12 protein-coding genes are annotated in these 16651 nt (G+C 61.0%); 6 read left to right on the top strand and 6 right to left on the bottom strand.

Features of this window, described 5'->3' with window-relative positions; genetic code table 11:
* The first annotated feature begins 18 nt into the window (after positions 1-18).
* Complete coding sequence (locus tag ACA047_RS10330) at positions 19-699, top strand: heavy metal response regulator transcription factor (RefSeq protein WP_497358981.1); 681 nt, start codon at positions 19-21, stop codon at positions 697-699.
* Complete coding sequence (locus tag ACA047_RS10325) at positions 696-2048, top strand: heavy metal sensor histidine kinase (protein WP_497358979.1); 1353 nt, start codon at positions 696-698, stop codon at positions 2046-2048. Before ACA047_RS10330 ends, ACA047_RS10325 begins: the two co-directional genes overlap by 4 nt.
* A gap of 65 nt (positions 2049-2113) precedes the next feature.
* Here ACA047_RS10325 and ACA047_RS10320 read toward each other — a convergent pair whose 3' ends face one another.
* The 3 genes from ACA047_RS10320 to ACA047_RS10310 all read right to left on the bottom strand — a co-directional run bounded on the left by ACA047_RS10320 (position 2114) and on the right by ACA047_RS10310 (position 5363).
* Positions 2114-3358 (bottom strand): lipoprotein-releasing ABC transporter permease subunit, encoded by a 1245-nt coding sequence (locus ACA047_RS10320; protein WP_497358977.1) that lies wholly within the window; start codon positions 3356-3358, stop codon positions 2114-2116.
* Positions 3359-3421: 63 nt separating this feature from the next.
* On the bottom strand, positions 3422-4105 hold the full coding sequence (gene lolD / locus ACA047_RS10315) for a lipoprotein-releasing ABC transporter ATP-binding protein LolD (protein WP_162843734.1): 684 nt from the start codon (positions 4103-4105) through the stop codon (positions 3422-3424).
* 7 nt (positions 4106-4112) lie between these two features.
* On the bottom strand, positions 4113-5363 hold the full coding sequence (locus ACA047_RS10310) for a lipoprotein-releasing ABC transporter permease subunit (protein ID WP_497358975.1): 1251 nt from the start codon (positions 5361-5363) through the stop codon (positions 4113-4115).
* Between the two features lie 94 nt (positions 5364-5457).
* On the opposite strand from ACA047_RS10310, the gene ACA047_RS10305 reads away from it, so the two are divergent.
* Together ACA047_RS10305 and ACA047_RS10300 are read left to right on the top strand one after the other, a co-directional pair.
* Positions 5458-6054, top strand: coding sequence for a PilZ domain-containing protein (locus ACA047_RS10305; protein WP_497358973.1), 597 nt, complete (start codon positions 5458-5460; stop codon positions 6052-6054).
* Positions 6051-6773, top strand: coding sequence for a glycerophosphodiester phosphodiesterase (locus ACA047_RS10300; protein WP_116831868.1), 723 nt, complete (start codon positions 6051-6053; stop codon positions 6771-6773). Before ACA047_RS10305 ends, ACA047_RS10300 begins: the two co-directional genes overlap by 4 nt.
* 42 nt (positions 6774-6815) lie before the next feature.
* Here ACA047_RS10300 and sthA read toward each other — a convergent pair whose 3' ends face one another.
* On the bottom strand, positions 6816-8210 hold the full coding sequence (sthA, locus tag ACA047_RS10295) for a Si-specific NAD(P)(+) transhydrogenase (RefSeq protein WP_497358971.1): 1395 nt from the start codon (positions 8208-8210) through the stop codon (positions 6816-6818).
* A 638-nt stretch (positions 8211-8848) separates the two neighbouring features.
* A complete protein-coding gene (locus ACA047_RS10290) occupies positions 8849-9838 on the bottom strand; it encodes an FAD:protein FMN transferase (RefSeq protein WP_497360295.1) in 990 nt (329 codons plus the stop codon).
* A 250-nt stretch (positions 9839-10088) separates the two neighbouring features.
* Here ACA047_RS10290 and ACA047_RS10285 point away from each other — a divergent pair, with 250 nt between their 5' ends.
* On the top strand, positions 10089-11387 hold the full coding sequence (locus ACA047_RS10285) for an MFS transporter (RefSeq protein WP_497358969.1): 1299 nt from the start codon (positions 10089-10091) through the stop codon (positions 11385-11387).
* 171 nt (positions 11388-11558) lie between these two features.
* On the opposite strand, the gene ACA047_RS10280 is transcribed toward ACA047_RS10285, so the two are convergent.
* Entirely contained in the window at positions 11559-13022 is a 1464-nt protein-coding gene (locus tag ACA047_RS10280) for a glyceraldehyde-3-phosphate dehydrogenase (RefSeq protein ID WP_497358967.1), read from the bottom strand.
* Positions 13023-13191: 169 nt separating this feature from the next.
* On the opposite strand from ACA047_RS10280, the gene mfd reads away from it, so the two are divergent.
* Positions 13192-16641 (top strand): transcription-repair coupling factor, encoded by a 3450-nt coding sequence (mfd, locus tag ACA047_RS10275; RefSeq protein ID WP_497358965.1) that lies wholly within the window; start codon positions 13192-13194, stop codon positions 16639-16641.
* Positions 16642-16651: the final 10 nt, after the last annotated feature.

Here is a 16651-nt window from a genome sequence, read left to right as displayed (position 1 = left end):
CCACGCCTTGAGCTGCCCATGAAACTGCTGATCGTCGAAGACCAAACGAAAACCGGCCAATACCTGCGCCAGGGCCTGGGCGAAGCAGGGTTCAACGCCGACCTGGTGACCGATGGCATCACTGGCCAACAATTGGCCTTGAGCGGCGAATACGCCTTGCTGATCCTCGACGTGATGTTGCCCGGCCGCGATGGTTGGCAAATTCTGCAAGCGGTCCGTGGGGCTGGCCTGGATACCCCCGTGCTGTTCCTCACGGCGCGGGATGCAATAGAGGATCGGGTACACGGCCTGGAATTGGGCGCCGATGATTACTTGGTCAAACCTTTCGCTTTTTCCGAGTTGCTGGCGCGGGTGCGCAGCCTGTTGCGCCGTGGCAGTTCGACACCCCAGGAAACCAGCCTGCAACTGGCAGACCTGCGCCTGGACCTGATCCGCCGTCGCGTCGAACGCAACGGCCGACGCATCGACCTCACCGCCAAGGAATTCGCTTTGCTGGAAATGTTTCTGCGCCGCCAAGGCGAAGTGCTGCCCAAATCCTTGATCGCTTCCCAAGTCTGGGACATGAATTTCGACAGCGACACCAACGTCATCGAAGTGGCCATCCGGCGCCTGCGGATCAAGATTGACGATGACTTCCCCAGCAAGCTGATCCACACCGTGCGGGGCATGGGGTATGTCCTTGAAGAGCGCAGCCTGTGAGGGGCCAGTGGTCGCTGAGCAGCCGGCTGGCGCTGCTGTTCGCCGCCTGCACCACCGTGGTGTCGTTATTTGCCGGGGTGTTGTTCAGCCGGGGCAGCGAGGCGCACTTCATCGAGCTGGATCAGCAACTGCTGGAAGGTAAGCTGATCGGTCTTCGCCGCGCCCTGCAAGACCTCGACGCCGAGCAGACCAAGGGCCGCCTGGAAGATGAACTGAGCCGTCAGGCCGACCTGGCCTTGCGCATCAAAGGCAGCGATGGTGTGCGCTGGTACGACAGCTCGATCCGGATTCCGGCTCAACTGCCAGACCGTCCAGGCCTGTCTACCCTCAGCGATACCGACACCGATTACCGCGTGTTGAATGCACCGCTGTACCCTGACCGCCCAGATTCGCCGCAACTGACACTGCTGCTGGACATCACCCACCACCAGCACTTTTTGCAACGCATGCAGCGCCTGATCTGGCTGACCGTCGGCCTCTCGGCCCTGGCCACTGCCCTGCTCGGCGCCTGGGCCGCTCGGCGCGGCTTGCGCCCATTGCAACGCATGGGGGCAATCGCCGGCAGCGTTTCGGCTCGATCCCTCAACGCCCGACTGCCAGAAGAGCAAATGCCCGCCGAACTGGCAGAATTGGCCCACAGCATCAACGCCATGCTTGCACGCCTTGATGATGCGTTTCAGCGGCTCTCGGGGTTCTCCGCCGACATCGCCCATGAGCTGCGCACCCCGTTGTCGAACCTGCTGACCCACACCCAGGTCACCCTCACCCGCGAGCGCTCGCTGGAGGATTACCGCGAAGCGTTGCACAGCAATCTCGAAGAGCTGCAATGGATGGCGCAACTGGTCAACGACATGCTGTATCTGGCCAAGGCCGATCACGGTTTGCTGGCCCCCAACCGCGAACCGCTGGAATTGGCGAAAGAAGTGGACCTGCTGCTGGAGTTTTTCGCGCCACTGGCCGAAGACGCCAATGTGCGCTTGAGCCACGATGGCAACGGCCGCCTCAAGGGTGACCGCAGCATGTTGCGCCGGGCGTTGTCCAACCTGCTCGACAACGCTCTGCGCTTCACCCCCGACGGCGGCGAAGTACGAGTGCGGATCGTCGATACAGCTCAAGCGTTGAGCGTGAGTGTCGAGAACAGTGGCGAGGGTATTTCAGCGACCTTGCTGCCGCGCCTTTTCGACCGTTTCTACCGCGCCGATCCGGCCCGCCAGGAAGGCAGCAACGAACACGCCGGGCTGGGACTGGCCATCACCCGCTCGATCATCCACGCCCATGGCGGGCAGATCCGGTGCGAATCGGCCAATGGCTGGACGCGGTTTCTGATTGAGTTGCCGAAGGGAAATTAGGCCTGACACAAAACCTGTGGCGAGGGGCTTCAGCAAGCCTTTCTGCCACAGAGGTCTGTGCAATATCAGGAATAACGCAACGCCTGCGCCGGCTCGATCTTCGCCGCGCGCCACGCCGGGTATACGGTGGCGAGGAAGCTCAGGATGAACCCGGCAGAGCAGATCAGGATCACATCGCCGCGCTGAAGCTCCGACGGCAGGTTACTGACGAAGTACACATCGGAACTGAAGATGTGCTGGCCACTGACCCTTTCCAGCCAGCCCACCAGCTCACTGACATTCAACGCTGCAATCACCCCCAGCACGCCGCCGATCAGCGTGCCGACAATGCCGATCACCGTGCCCTGGACCATGAAGATCGCCATGATCTGCCGTGGTGTGGCGCCGATGGTACGCAGGATCGCGATATCCGCGCCCTTATCGTTCACCACCATGATCAGGGTCGCGATGATGTTGAACGCCGCCACCGCGACGATCATCAACAGCAGCAAACCAATCATGGTTTTTTCCATCTTCATGGCGCTGAACAGACTGCCCTGGGTGTGGGTCCAGTCGTCGGCCTTATAGTTCGCGCCCAGCCCCGTAGCGATGTCGCCGGAGACTTTCGGCGCGGCGTACAGGTCTTTCACCGCCAGGCGCACGCTTTGCACCTGGTTCGGCTCCCAGTGTTGCATCTGCGCGGCATCGGCCAGGTGAATCAGGGCCATGGAACCGTCCAGCTCAGCGCCCACCTTGAACACACCCACCACGTTCAGTCGTTGCATCCGCGGGGTGATACCGCCCGGCGCGTTGCTGACTTCCGGCACGATCAGGGTCAGTTTGTCGCCGACGTTCAGGCGAAAGCGCCGGGCGGTGATTTCACCGATCACCACGCCATATTCGCCCGGTTTCAGGGCATCGAGACGCCCTTGGACGATATGCTGGGCCACGATGGACACCTTGCCTTCCTGGGCAGGATCGACGCCACTGATCTGAATCGGCTGCATCGAACCTTTGTAGCTCAGCATGCCTTCCATCTCAGTGAACGGCACGGCGGCGATCACTTCGGGATTTTTCAGCGCCGCGGCGGCCACCGGCCGCCAGTCGTCGATCGGATTGACACCGACGATGGTGGCGTGAGGCACCATACCGAGGATGCGCGAACTCATTTCGCGCTGGAAGCCGTTCATCACCGACAGCACCACGATCATCGCCAGCACACCCAGGGCGAGGCCGATCATCGAGGTCATGGAGATGAACGAAACAAAGCGATTGCGGCGCTTGGCGCGGGTATAGCGCGTGCCGATAAAGATCGATAACGGTCTGAACATTCGCGGGGCACCGTATAAAAATAAAAGACCCGGCATTTGCATCAAATGCCGGGTTTCGGTCGGTCAGATGGGCGTCAGGCAACCTTCCTGCAAGTGCAGGACGCGGTCCATCTGCCGGGCCAGGTTCATGTCGTGGGTCACCACCAGGAACGCGGTGCGCATCGAGGTGCTGAGCTCCAGCATCAGGTCCTGAATGCCTTGGGCGGTGTGGGAGTCGAGGTTGCCGGTCGGCTCATCGAGCATCACCAGGCCAGGCTTGTTGACCAGCGCCCGGGCAATCGCCACGCGCTGACGCTCGCCACCAGACAGTTCGGCCGGTTTATGCTCCAGACGATGCCCCAGCCCTACCCGCTCCAGCAACGCCGTGGCCCGCTGGCGGGCTTCGGGAATCGCGGTGCGACCTATCAACAGCGGCATGCAGACGTTTTCCAGCGCGGTGAACTCAGGCAGCAGATGGTGGAACTGGTAAACGAAGCCCAGGGAACGGTTGCGCAGCAGGCCACGGGCCTTTTCGTTCAGCGCCGAAAGCTCTTCGCCCGCCAGCCAGACGCTGCCAGCGGTCGGCGTATCGAGGCCGCCCAGCAGGTTGAGCAAGGTACTCTTGCCCGACCCGGAGGTGCCGACAATCGCCACGCGCTCACCGGGGTGCAGCTCCAGTTGCAGGCCCGACAACACCACCACCGACTCCGGACCTTCCTCGTAGGATTTGCCCAGGTTGCGGCAGCTCAAGATTGCTTTTTCACTCATGCCCGACTCACTCATAACGTAACGCCTCCGCAGGCTGTGTGCGCGCGGCACGCCAGGCTGGATACAGGGTGGCGAGGAAACTCAAGACCAACGCAGCGCCGCAGACCATCAACACGTCATCCGCCTGCAGTTGCGACGGCAGGTAGTCGATGAAATACACATCGGCGTTGAGAAACTTGTGCCCGATCAGGCCTTCGAGGGCGGAAATCGCCGCGCTCACATTCAGCGCAGCGAACATCCCGACCAAGGCGCCGACGGCCGTACCAATCACGCCGATAACCGTGCCCTGGACCATGAAGATCCGCATGATCTGCCCCGGCGTGGCGCCAAGGGTGCGCAGAATGGCGATATCGCCTTTCTTGTCATTGACCACCATCACCAGCGTGGAAATGATGTTGAACGCAGCGACGGCGACGATCAGCAGCAACAGCAAGCCGATCATGGCTTTTTCCATGCGGATCGCCTGGTACAGGTTGCCATGGGTGCGCGTCCAGTCCCGGGCGTAGTAACGGTCTTCACCGAGCTGCTGAGCGATGGTCCACGCAACACGCGGCGCCTGGAACAGGTCGTCGAACTTCAACCGCAGGCCCTGGACCTGATCCGGCTTCCAGCGATGCAGGCGAGCCAGGTCCTGAAGGTTGGTGACACCCAGGTAACCGTCCAGCTCGCCGGCGCCGACATGGAAAATGCCAACCACGGTAAAGCGTTTCATGCGCGGGAACATTCCGCCCGGCGTCACAGTGACTTCCGGCGCGACGAAGGTGAGCTTGTCGCCGATGGACGCACCGAGCTTGGCGGCGGCCTTGTCGCCGATGACGATGCCGAAGCTACCGGGCGCCAGGTCGTCGAGTTTGCCCTGCTGCATGAAGTTGTCGATGATCGACACCTGCCGTTCCAGCGCGGGGTCGATACCATTGAGCAACACCTTGGAGACCTTGCCGTTGTTGGTCAGCAGCCCCTGCATTTGGGTGAAGGGCGCAACGGCCAGCACCTGCGGGTTCTGCTTGACCTTGGCGGCCAGGCTCGGCCAGTCGCTGATGGCTTCGCCAGATTCGAGGGTCGCGTGGGGCACCATGCCCAGCACGCGGGTGCGCATTTCATGATCGAAACCGTTCATCACCGACAGCACGACGATCATCACGACCACGCCAAGGGCCAGTCCGATGATGGAAGTCAGGGAAATGAACGATACAAAATGATTGCGACGCTTTGCACGGGTATAACGCGTGCCGATAAATACGAAGAGAGGTCTGAACATGTCGGGGCTTGTTCGGAGGGAAAAGGAACGTCCTTGTGGCGGGGGTCACAAACCAGCTTTACACTCAGACCACCGCCGCTACCATGGGTTCGCCATGTCGACATTAGATGAAGAAGATCGCCGCGAATACTACCGTATCGAGGACACGATCGCACTGGAAATTCGGCCCCTCTCTATTCCTGAAGCTGCTGGCCAGGAAGTGTTGCAGGATGCTTCTCCACTGTTCAATCTGCTCAGTGAACTGCACCTGAGCGAATTCGAGTCACAGCACCTGCTGCGCCAGATCAGCGAGCGCGAACGCGGCATCGCGGCGTACCTCAAAGCGATGAACAAACGCATCGACCTGCTCAGCCAGGTCATCGCCGTGACCGTACTCGGAGAAATCGGCGAACCGCAGCCGGTGATCATTTCCGAAGGCGGCATCGACTTCCAGAACCCCACACCCATTGCCGTTGGCACGCACCTGTCGATCAAACTGGTGCTGATGCCACAGGCTCTGGGACTGTTGCTCCGGGCACGGGTCACTCATTGCGCTCCCAAGGGCGACGGCCATAATGTGACCACCGAGTTCGAGCGCCCGACCGACGCCCAGCGTCAGTTGCTGGCCCGCTACATCCTGCAGAAACAGGCGCAAGAACGGCGCCAGGCACGCGAACTGAACGAATCAGGTATCAATAAGGAACAACCGTGACCCTCATTTATGGCCACCGCGGCGCCAAGGGCGAAGCACCGGAAAATACCCTGACCGGTTTTCAGGAGTGTCTCAAGCACGGCGTGCGCCGTTGCGAGTTGGACCTGCACCTGTCCATGGACGGCGAGTTGATGGTGATCCACGACCCGACCCTCAAGCGCACCACCGATCGCCGGGGCAAGGTAGTGGAGCATTCCGCCGCCGAGCTGGTGACCTACGATGCGCGCAAGGGTGGCCCGGGCTGGATCAAGCCGTGCCCGATTCCGCGCCTGGAGGAGTTGTTCGAAAAGTGTGATTTCGAGCATTGGCAACTGGAGGTCAAGAGCGCCTCACGCACCCGCGCCGCCGCCACCGTGCTGGGGATCCGCGAAATGGCCCAGCGTTTCGGACTGCTGGACAAAATCACCATCACCTCCAGCTCCCGGGAAGTGCTCAAGGCCGCTCTGGACTTGACCCCGGACATCTCCCGCGGCCTGGTGGCCGAATACGCTTGGCTCGACCCGCTGAAGGTGGCCCAGAGTTACGGTTGTGAGATTCTGGCGCTGAACTGGACACTGTGCACGCCCGAACGCTTGGTCAAGGCGCAACGTCAGGGGCTGCATGTGTCGGTGTGGACCGTCAACGAGCCCGCGCTGATGCGCAGGCTCGCCGACTTTGGCGCTGACAGCCTAATTACAGACTTTCCCGGTTTGGCCACTGCCACCCTCGAGAATTGCTGAAATCGGTCTCCCCGGCCGGCTCAGGCCACCGGCCGGAGCCGCTCAAAAAAGCCGGTTGAGCCCGTCATAGGCCGCTACCCGATAGGCTTCGGCCATGGTCGGGTAGTTGAACGTGGTGTTGACGAAGTACTTCAGCGTGTTCAGCTCGCCCGGCTGGTTCATGATCGCCTGGCCGATGTGAACGATCTCCGAAGCCTGGTAACCGAAGCAGTGCACGCCCAGCACTTCCAGCGTCTCGCGGTGGAACAGGATCTTCAGCATGCCTTGCGGCTCACCGGCAATCTGCGCCCGCGCCATGCTCTTGAAGAAGGCCTTGCCCACTTCATAGGGCACCTTGGCCTGAGTCAGTTCCTGCTCGTTCTTGCCGATAGAGCTGATTTCCGGAATGGTGTAGATGCCGGTCGGCACGTCGTTGACGAAGCGCCAGCTACCGTTGTCGACGATGCTGCCGGCAGCCGAACGACCTTGGTCGTGGGCCGCACTGGCCAGGCTCGGCCAGCCAATCACGTCACCGGCACCATAGATGTTAGGCACGCAGGTGCGGTAGTTCTCGTCGACTTCGATCTGGCCACGGCTGTTGACCTTCACGCCGATGTTTTCCAGGCCCAGGGCGTCAGTGTTGCCGGTACGGCCGTTGCACCAGAGCAAGGCGTCGGCCTTGATCTTCTTGCCCGACTTGAGGTGCAGGATCACGCCGTTGTCCACGCCTTCGACGCGCTCGTAGTCTTCGTTGTGGCGAACCGTGATGTTGTTGTTGCTGAAGTGATAGCTCAGGGCCTGGGAAATTTCCGAGTCCAGGAAGCTCAGCAACTGACCCCGGTTATCCACCAGCTCCACCAATACACCCAGGCCGCTGAAGATCGAGGCGTATTCACAACCGATCACGCCGGCGCCGTAGACAATGAGTTTACGTGGGGTGTGGCCCAGGCTCAGGATGGTGTCGCTATCGTAGATACGCGCATGGTTGAAATCGATGTCGGCCGGGCGATACGGGCGCGAGCCGGTGGCGATGATGATGTGCTTGGCCACCAGTTTTTCGACCACGCCATTGCCGCAGACCACTTCGACGGTCTGCTCATCGGCAAAACTGCCGGTGCCAAAGAACACGTCAACACGGTTGCGAGCGTAGTAGCCAGTACGCGAGGCCACCTGCTTGGAGATGACCTTCTCGGCGCTCTTGAGCACGTCCGGAAAGGAGAACCAGCGTGGCTCGCCGATGGCCCGGAACATCGGGTTGGTGTTGAATTGCATGATCTGCCGGACCGAGTGACGCAAGGCCTTGGACGGGATGGTACCCAAGTGGGTGCAGTTGCCGCCAACCTGACGACGGCTGTCGACCATCGCCACCTTGCGCCCTGCCTTGGCGGCGTTCATTGCTGCGCCTTCTCCTGCTGGGCCGGAACCCAGTACCACCACGTCGTAGTTGTAGACAGCCATGCGTACTCCTCAGAACAGGCCGCGGCGCCACACTTGGCACCAACGGCTAAATCATGCCGGCCTGCGGCATGAAGGAACAATTTGGGGCCGGTTCACGCGCCCGGCCACAGTCTATAGAAGCGTCAACGCCGCGCACATTACCCCTTGGTCGCGCCGTAGGCTAGGGGGCGTTCTCAATTAGTTTCCCCACCGCGTTGTGCCTTAAAGCGGGCCAGGCAAGGCGCAGGCCGCAGGGAATGGTGTTCCCTTTCCAAGGCCTGCAACGCAGCATGGCCCGCTTTAAGGCGCAACCCGGAGGGCCGGGCCTGCTGTTGTGCAGGGCTGCGTTGCTCGAAGCTTATTTGGAATGACCAAACCACGCTTCTCGCGCCTTGCCCTGCACAACAGCAGACCCGGCGCGGTGGGGAAACTAATTGAGAACGCCCCCTTTGCCTACGCTATTTCGCCACAGGCAACCTTTCATTGCGCTGTCATCATTGCATTACTCTTATTTCAGGCTTGCCTAAATCATTGTGGCGAGGGAGCTTGCTCCCGCTTGAGTGCGAAGCGCTCACAAAAGAGGGCTGCTGCGCAACCCAGCGGGAGCAAGCTCCCTCGCCACGGATTATTTACGTCCTAAGCGAACAACATCGCTGACATCACTGGGGTTTTCCACGACTGATCCGTTCAAACATATCGTTGGTACGGGTTTCAAAACGATTGCCATCGCGCAACACGAAAAATACCCCGATGCCATGTTTTTCGGCATAGTCCCAACCCCGTTCAGGACCGAGAATCAGCAACAGCGTCGATAGTCCATCGGCCATTAACGCAGAAGGATGAATCACCGTGACTGACGCCAGGTTGTGTAGGACCGGAGCACCGGTGCGCGCATCAAAGGTGTGGGAGTAACGCGCCCCGTCCTGCTCGAAATAACGACGGTAGTCACCGGACGTCGAAACCCCATAGCCGTTGACCTCAATGACGCGTTCAGCCACTTGCCGGTCGTCCCGGGGCTCTTCCAGGGCGATACGCCAGGCCGAACCATCGGGTTTACGCCCGGCAGCCTTGAGTTCGCCGGTGGCTTCGGCCAGGTAGCTGTCGATGCCCAGGGCCTGGAGCCGGGCTGCGATCCGGTCGACGGCGTAGCCAGCGGCGATGCTGTTGAAGTCGACTTCCACCGGGGCGTCCTTGCACAACCGGTCACCGTCGATGCGCAAGTGATCATGCCCAACGCGTTGTCGCGCCAGGGCCAGCGCCTCTGCGGTCGGCACTTTTTCTTCCCGGGACTGGGGACCGAAGCCCCACAGGTTCAGCAGTGGCTCCACGGTCAAGTCGAAGGAACCTTCACTTTCGGATGACAATTGCTCGCCCACCCGAATCAATTCCAGAACCGGTCCAGGCATGACCTGGCAACTGTCGGCAGGCAACGCATTGAAGCGTTCGATGTCCGAGTCGCTGCGGTAAGTCGAGAAGTGCCGATCCACTTCGGCGAGGATATTTTCCACCTCGGTCTGCACCGCTTTCGGACCCGGCGTGAAGGAATGCCTGACGTATTGAATGGAATAATGACTGCCCATGGTCGGGCCGTCGAAGCGTTCCAGGGTGTCGCCGTTGCCGCAACCGGACAAAACGCCGATCAAGACCACAACCCCACCCCATCGTCCAGTTAACAAATCTTCATCTCCCCTCAAAACCGCGCCCGCCATTATGGGCTACAACGCACGCAAAAACCTGTGGGCGCGAGCCTGTGGGTGCACAGCTTGCTCGCGAAGAACGATGACGCGGTCTTGCAGGTGAACCGTGTCGCCCGCATCGCGAGCAAGCTGTGCTCCCACAGGCTTTGCTCTCACAGGCGTGGCGCTTTCATACAAGATTTACCAGAGTGAGTACCTACAAATGCCTTCCAACACGAGCAACGGCAAAGCGATTTTTCGCGTTGTCAGCGGCAATTTCCTGGAGATGTTCGACTTCATGGTCTATGGCTTCTACGCCACGGCCATCGCCAAGACATTCTTCCCCACCGACAGTGCATTCGCCTCGCTGATGCTGTCCCTGGCCACGTTCGGCGCCGGGTTCCTGATGCGTCCACTGGGGGCGATTTTTCTCGGCGCCTATATTGACCGCCACGGCCGCCGCAAAGGTTTGATCATCACCCTGGCGATGATGGCCGCCGGCACTGTGCTGATCGCCGGTGTGCCGGGCTACGCCACCCTGGGTGTGGCGGCACCGCTGCTGGTGCTGCTGGGCCGATTGCTGCAAGGTTTCTCCGCCGGGGTCGAACTGGGTGGTGTGTCGGTGTACCTGGCGGAAATCTCCACGCCGGGGAACAAGGGTTTCTTCGTCAGTTGGCAATCCGCCAGTCAACAGGCTGCCGTGGTATTCGCCGGTCTGCTGGGGGTTGGTCTCAATCACTGGTTGAGCCCACAGGAGATGGGCGAATGGGGCTGGCGCGTACCGTTCCTGGTGGGGTGCATGATCGTGCCCGCGATATTCGTGATCCGTCGTTCACTGGAAGAAACACCTGAGTTCCAGGCAAGAAAACATCACCCTACCCTGTCGGAAATCATCCGCTCAATCGGCCAGAACTTCGGCATCGTATTGGGTGGCATGGCGCTGGTGGTGATGACCACCGTGTCGTTCTACCTGATCACCGCTTACACACCGACCTTCGGCAAAGCCGAATTGAACCTGTCAGACCTGGATGCGTTGCTGGTCACGGTGTGTATCGGCTTATCAAACTTCTTCTGGCTGCCCGTGATGGGAGCGGTTTCCGACAAGATCGGACGCAAACCCCTGCTGCTGAGTGCGACTATTCTGGCGATCCTGACGGCTTATCCGGCGTTGTCCTGGTTGGTAGCGAACCCCAGCTTCAGCCATTTGCTGATCGTCGAACTGTGGTTGTCGTTCCTGTACGGATCGTACAACGGTGCGATGGTAGTGGCCTTGACGGAAATCATGCCGGTTGAAGTGCGCACCACCGGCTTCTCCCTGGCCTACAGCCTGGCGACAGCGACCTTCGGCGGGTTTACGCCAGCGGCCTGTACTTATCTGATTCATGTGCTGGGTAACAAGGCAGCGCCGGGGATCTGGCTTAGCGGTGCGGCGGTGTTGGGGTTGATTGCTACCCTGGTGTTGTTCAAGGGCAATCGTCATGAACTGCGGACCGCGCAAGCCTCTGTAGTGGGTGGTGCCTGATAGATCGCTATCGCGAGCAGGCTCGTTCCCACATCAGACCGCATACATCAGCAACAACTCGGTCAACTGTGGGAGCGAGCCTGCTCGCGAAGAGGCCGGCCCAGCCAACACAAAACCTCCAGATAAAAAAACGCCCCGACAAGTCGGGGCGCTTTCATATGCAGCTAAGGCTTAGCGCGGGAATGCTGGCGGGTTCACACCGGCCATGTCTTCCATCACGCGAACCACCTGGCAGCTGTAACCGAATTCGTTGTCGTACCAGACGTACAACACAACGCGGTTATCGTTGCAGATGGTTGCCTCGGCATCGACCACACCGGCGTGACGCGAGCCCACGAAGTCGGTGGACACCACTTCCTGCGAATTGACGAAGTCGATCTGCTTGTGCAGATCGGAGTGCAGCGCCATGTAGCGCAGGTACTCGTTCATCTCTTCGCGGCTGGTAGCTTTCTCAAGGTTCAGATTGAGGATGGCCATCGACACGTTTGGCGTCGGCACACGGATCGCGTTACCGGTCAGCTTGCCGGCCAGCTCAGGCAGGGCCTTGGCAGCGGCGGTGGCAGCACCGGTCTCGGTGATCACCATGTTCAGCGCGGCGCTGCGGCCACGGCGGTCGCCCTTGTGGAAGTTGTCGATCAGGTTCTGGTCGTTGGTGTACGAGTGAACCGTTTCAACGTGACCGTTGACGATGCCGAACTTGTCGTTCACAGCCTTGAGCACCGGCACGATGGCGTTGGTGGTGCAGGAGGCGGCGGAGACAATCTTGTCGTCAGCGGTGATTTCGCCGTGGTTGATGCCGTGAACGATGTTCTTCAGCTTGCCTTTACCAGGCGCGGTCAGCACAACGCGGTCGATGCCCGGGCAGGTCAGGTGCTGGCCCAGGCCGTCGGCGTCACGCCATACACCGGTGTTGTCCACCAGCAGTGCGTTCTTGATGCCGTACTGGGTGTAATCCACCTCGGTCGGGTTCTTCGCGTAGATCACCTGGATCAGGTTGCCGTTGGCGAGGATGGTGTTGTTTTCTTCATCGATGATGATGGTGCCGTTGAACGAACCGTGGACCGAATCGCGGCGCAGCAGGCTGGCACGCTTGGTCAGGTCATTCTCGGCGCCTTTGCGCACCACGATGGCCCGCAGGCGCAGGCCGTCGCCACCACCGGTTTTCTCGATCAGGATGCGCGCCAGCAGACGGCCGATACGACCGAAGCCGTACAGCACCACGTCGGTGCCTTTACGCGCCGAAACGTTCTGCTGACCGACCACATCGGCCAGCTCTTCGCGAACGAATTGCTCGGCCGTGCGGCCATTGCCCTGGGACTTGAACTTGACGGCCAGCTTGCCCAGGTCCACCGAAGCGGCGCCGAGCTTGAGCTCGCTCATCGCCTTGAGCAGAGGGAAAGTTTCGTGGACGGACAATTCGCTGTCGTCGGACTGACGGTGGCGAGCAAAGCGGTGGGCTTTGAGAATCGCGATGACAGACTGGTTGATCAGGCTGCGGCCATAGATCGAGCTCACCACGTTGTTATTGCGGTAGAGCTGACCGATGAGAGGGATCATCGCTTCTGCGAGTGCTTCACGATCGATCCATTCACCAAGACACTGGTCGGGCTTCTGAGTCACGGGAACCTTCCACATGTAGGGACTGAAAAAAGGGGCTACATTATGCCGCCGAGTCCTGCGCGGAGCAATGCGCGCCTGTCGCACCGTGGTTTTCCTGTTTGCCAGGGTAGTCTGCGACTGACAGCCGGCCCCTTCCCCCGCTACAATTGCCGACTTTGTCGCAACGCTTGGAGCTCAACCTTCCGTGCCCGTTCTGCGTCTTCCGCATCTCCCTGCCGCGGCAGGTAAACAGCACTGGGGCAACCTGCCCGGTGCCGCCCTGAGCCTGGCCATCGCCGAGGCTGCCAGCGCTGCAAAGCGCTTCACCCTGCTACTGACCGCCGACAGCCAAAGCGCCGAGCGGCTGGAACAGGAGCTGAGTTTCTTCGCCCCGGGTTTGCCAGTGCTGCATTTCCCGGACTGGGAAACCCTGCCCTACGATCTGTTTTCGCCCCATCAGGACATCATTTCCCAGCGAATCGCCAGCCTTTATCGGCTGCCGGAGCTCAGTCATGGCGTTTTGGTAGTGCCGATCACCACGGCCCTACATCGCCTGGCACCAACCCAGTTTCTGCTCGGCAGCAGCCTGGTGCTGGACATCGGCCAGAAGCTTGATGTCGAGCAAATGCGCACCCGGCTGGAGGCCAGCGGCTATCGCTGCGTCGACACGGTGTACGAGCACGGTGAGTTCGCGGTACGCGGCGCGTTGATCGACCTGTTCCCGATGGGCAGCAAACTGCCTTATCGCATCGACCTGTTCGATGACGAAATCGAGACCCTGCGCACTTTCGACCCGGAAAACCAGCGCTCCATCGACAAGGTGCAGTCGGTCCGCCTGCTGCCAGCCAAGGAATTCCCGCTGCAAAAAGATGCCGTGACCCGCTTCAAGGCGCGGTTTCGCGAGCGTTTCGATGTGGATTTCCGGCGCTGCCCGATCTTCCAGGACCTGAGCAGTGGCATTACCCCCGCCGGTATCGAGTACTACCTGCCGCTGTTTTTCGAAGAAACGTCCACCCTGTTCGATTACCTGCCCCAGGACACCCAAGTGTTTTCCCTGCCGGGCATCGAACAGGCGGCGGAAAATTTCTGGAACGACGTGCGCAACCGTTACGAAGAACGTCGTGTCGACCCTTCCCGTCCTTTATTGCCACCGGCCGAGTTGTTCCTGCCGGTGGAAGACTGTTTTGCCCGCCTCAAAAACTGGCCGCGGGTGGTAGCGAGCCAGCAGGACGTGGAGACGGGCGTGGGTCGTGAACGCTTCCCGGCCAAGGCATTGCCGGACCTGGCCATTGAAGCCAAAGCGAGCCAGCCACTGGCAGCGCTTGCCGGCTTCCTCGACCAGTTCCCCGGCCGCGTGCTGTTCACCGCCGAATCCGCCGGGCGTCGCGAAGTGCTGTTGGAGCTGCTTGAACGCCTGAAACTGCGACCGAAGACGGTCGACAGCTGGCCGGATTTCGTCGCAGGCAAAGATCGGCTGGCAATTACTATCGCGCCACTGAACGACGGCATGGTCCTTGATGACCCATCCCTTGCATTGGTAGCCGAAAGCCCGCTGTTCGGCCAGCGCGTCATGCAGCGCCGACGTCGCGAGAAGCGCGCCGACGCCGCCAACGACGCGGTCATCAAGAACCTCACCGAGCTTCGCGAAGGCGCGCCGGTGGTGCACATCGACCACGGCGTAGGCCGCTACCTGGGCCTGGCGACCCTGGAAATCGATAGCCAGGCGGCCGAATTCCTGACCCTGGAATACGCCGAGGGTGCCAAGCTCTACGTACCAGTGGCGAACCTGCACCTGATCGCGCGCTACACCGGCAGCGACGACGCCCTGGCCCCGCTGCATCGCCTGGGCTCGGAAACCTGGCAGAAAGCCAAGCGCAAGGCCGCCGAACAAGTGCGCGACGTGGCCGCCGAGCTGCTGGACATTTACGCCCGTCGCGCCGCACGCGAGGGTTATGCCTTCGCCGACCCGAAAGCCGACTACGAAACCTTCAGCGCCGGTTTTCCGTTCGAAGAAACCGTCGACCAGCAGACCACCATCGACGCCGTGCGCGCCGACATGCTCGCGCCCAAACCGATGGACCGGCTGGTGTGTGGCGACGTGGGCTTCGGCAAGACCGAAGTGGCGATGCGCGCCGCATTCATTGCCGTGCACGGCGGCAAACAGGTCGCGATCCTGGTGCCGACCACCCTGCTCGCCCAGCAGCACTACAACAGTTTCCGCGACCGCTTCGCCGACTGGCCGGTGACCGTGGAAGTGATGAGCCGGTTCAAATCCACCAAGGAAGTGAACGCCGCCGTGGCCGACCTGGCCGAGGGCAAGATCGACATCGTCATCGGCACGCACAAACTGCTGCAAGACGATGTGAAGATCAAAAACCTGGGGCTTGTGATCATCGACGAAGAGCACCGCTTTGGTGTGCGCCAGAAAGAACAGCTCAAGGCCCTGCGCAGCGAAGTCGACATCCTGACCCTGACCGCCACACCGATTCCGCGCACGTTGAACATGGCGGTGTCGGGCATGCGCGACCTGTCGATCATCGCCACGCCGCCGGCCCGTCGCCTGTCGGTGCGCACGTTCGTCATGGAGCAGAACAAAAGTACGGTCAAGGAAGCCTTGCTGCGTGAGCTGTTGCGTGGCGGCCAGGTCTATTACCTGCACAACGACGTGAAGACCATCGACAAATGTGCCGCCGACCTGGCCGAGCTGGTGCCGGAAGCCCGTATCGGCATCGGCCACGGGCAAATGCGCGAGCGTGAACTCGAACAAGTGATGAGCGACTTCTACCACAAGCGCTTCAACGTGCTGATCGCCTCGACCATCATCGAGACCGGCATCGACGTGCCGAGCGCCAACACCATCATCATCGAGCGCGCCGACAAGTTCGGCCTGGCCCAGTTGCACCAGTTGCGCGGCCGGGTCGGGCGCAGCCACCACCAGGCCTACGCCTACCTGTTGACGCCGCCGCGCCAGCAGATCACACCGGACGCGGAAAAACGCCTGGAGGCCATCGCCAACACCCAGGACCTGGGCGCCGGTTTCGTGCTGGCCACCAACGACCTGGAAATCCGCGGCGCCGGCGAGTTGCTGGGCGACGGTCAGAGCGGCCAGATCCAGGCCGTCGGCTTCACCCTTTATATGGAAATGCTCGAACGGGCGGTCAAGTCGATCCGCAAGGGCGAACAGCCGAACCTCGATCAGCCCCTGGGCGGCGGGCCGGAAATCAACCTGCGGGTGCCGGCACTGATCCCGGAAGATTACTTGCCGGATGTCCACGCGCGGCTGATTCTCTACAAGCGCATCGCCTCGGCCAGCGACGAGGAAGGCCTCAAGGACCTGCAAGTGGAGATGATCGACCGCTTCGGCTTGCTGCCGGAACCGACCAAGAACCTGGTACGCACCACATTGCTCAAGCTCAAGGCCGAACAACTGGGCATCAAGAAAGTCGACGGCGGCCCCAACGGCGGCCGTATCGAGTTCGAAGCCCAGACCCCGGTCGATCCGCTGGTGCTGATCAAGCTGATCCAGGGCCAGCCCAAACGCTACAAGTTCGAAGGTGCCACGATGTTCAAGTTCTTGGTGCCCATGGAACGCCCGGAAGAGCGTTTCAATACCGTAGAAGCGCTGTTCGAGCGCCTCACTCCGACCACTGCTTGAAGGACGCCCC

This window comes from Pseudomonas sp. LBUM1664, assembly GCF_059695895.1.
The sequence above is the reverse complement of the archived record's forward strand: the minus strand, read 5'-3'. Positions and strand labels throughout refer to the sequence as shown.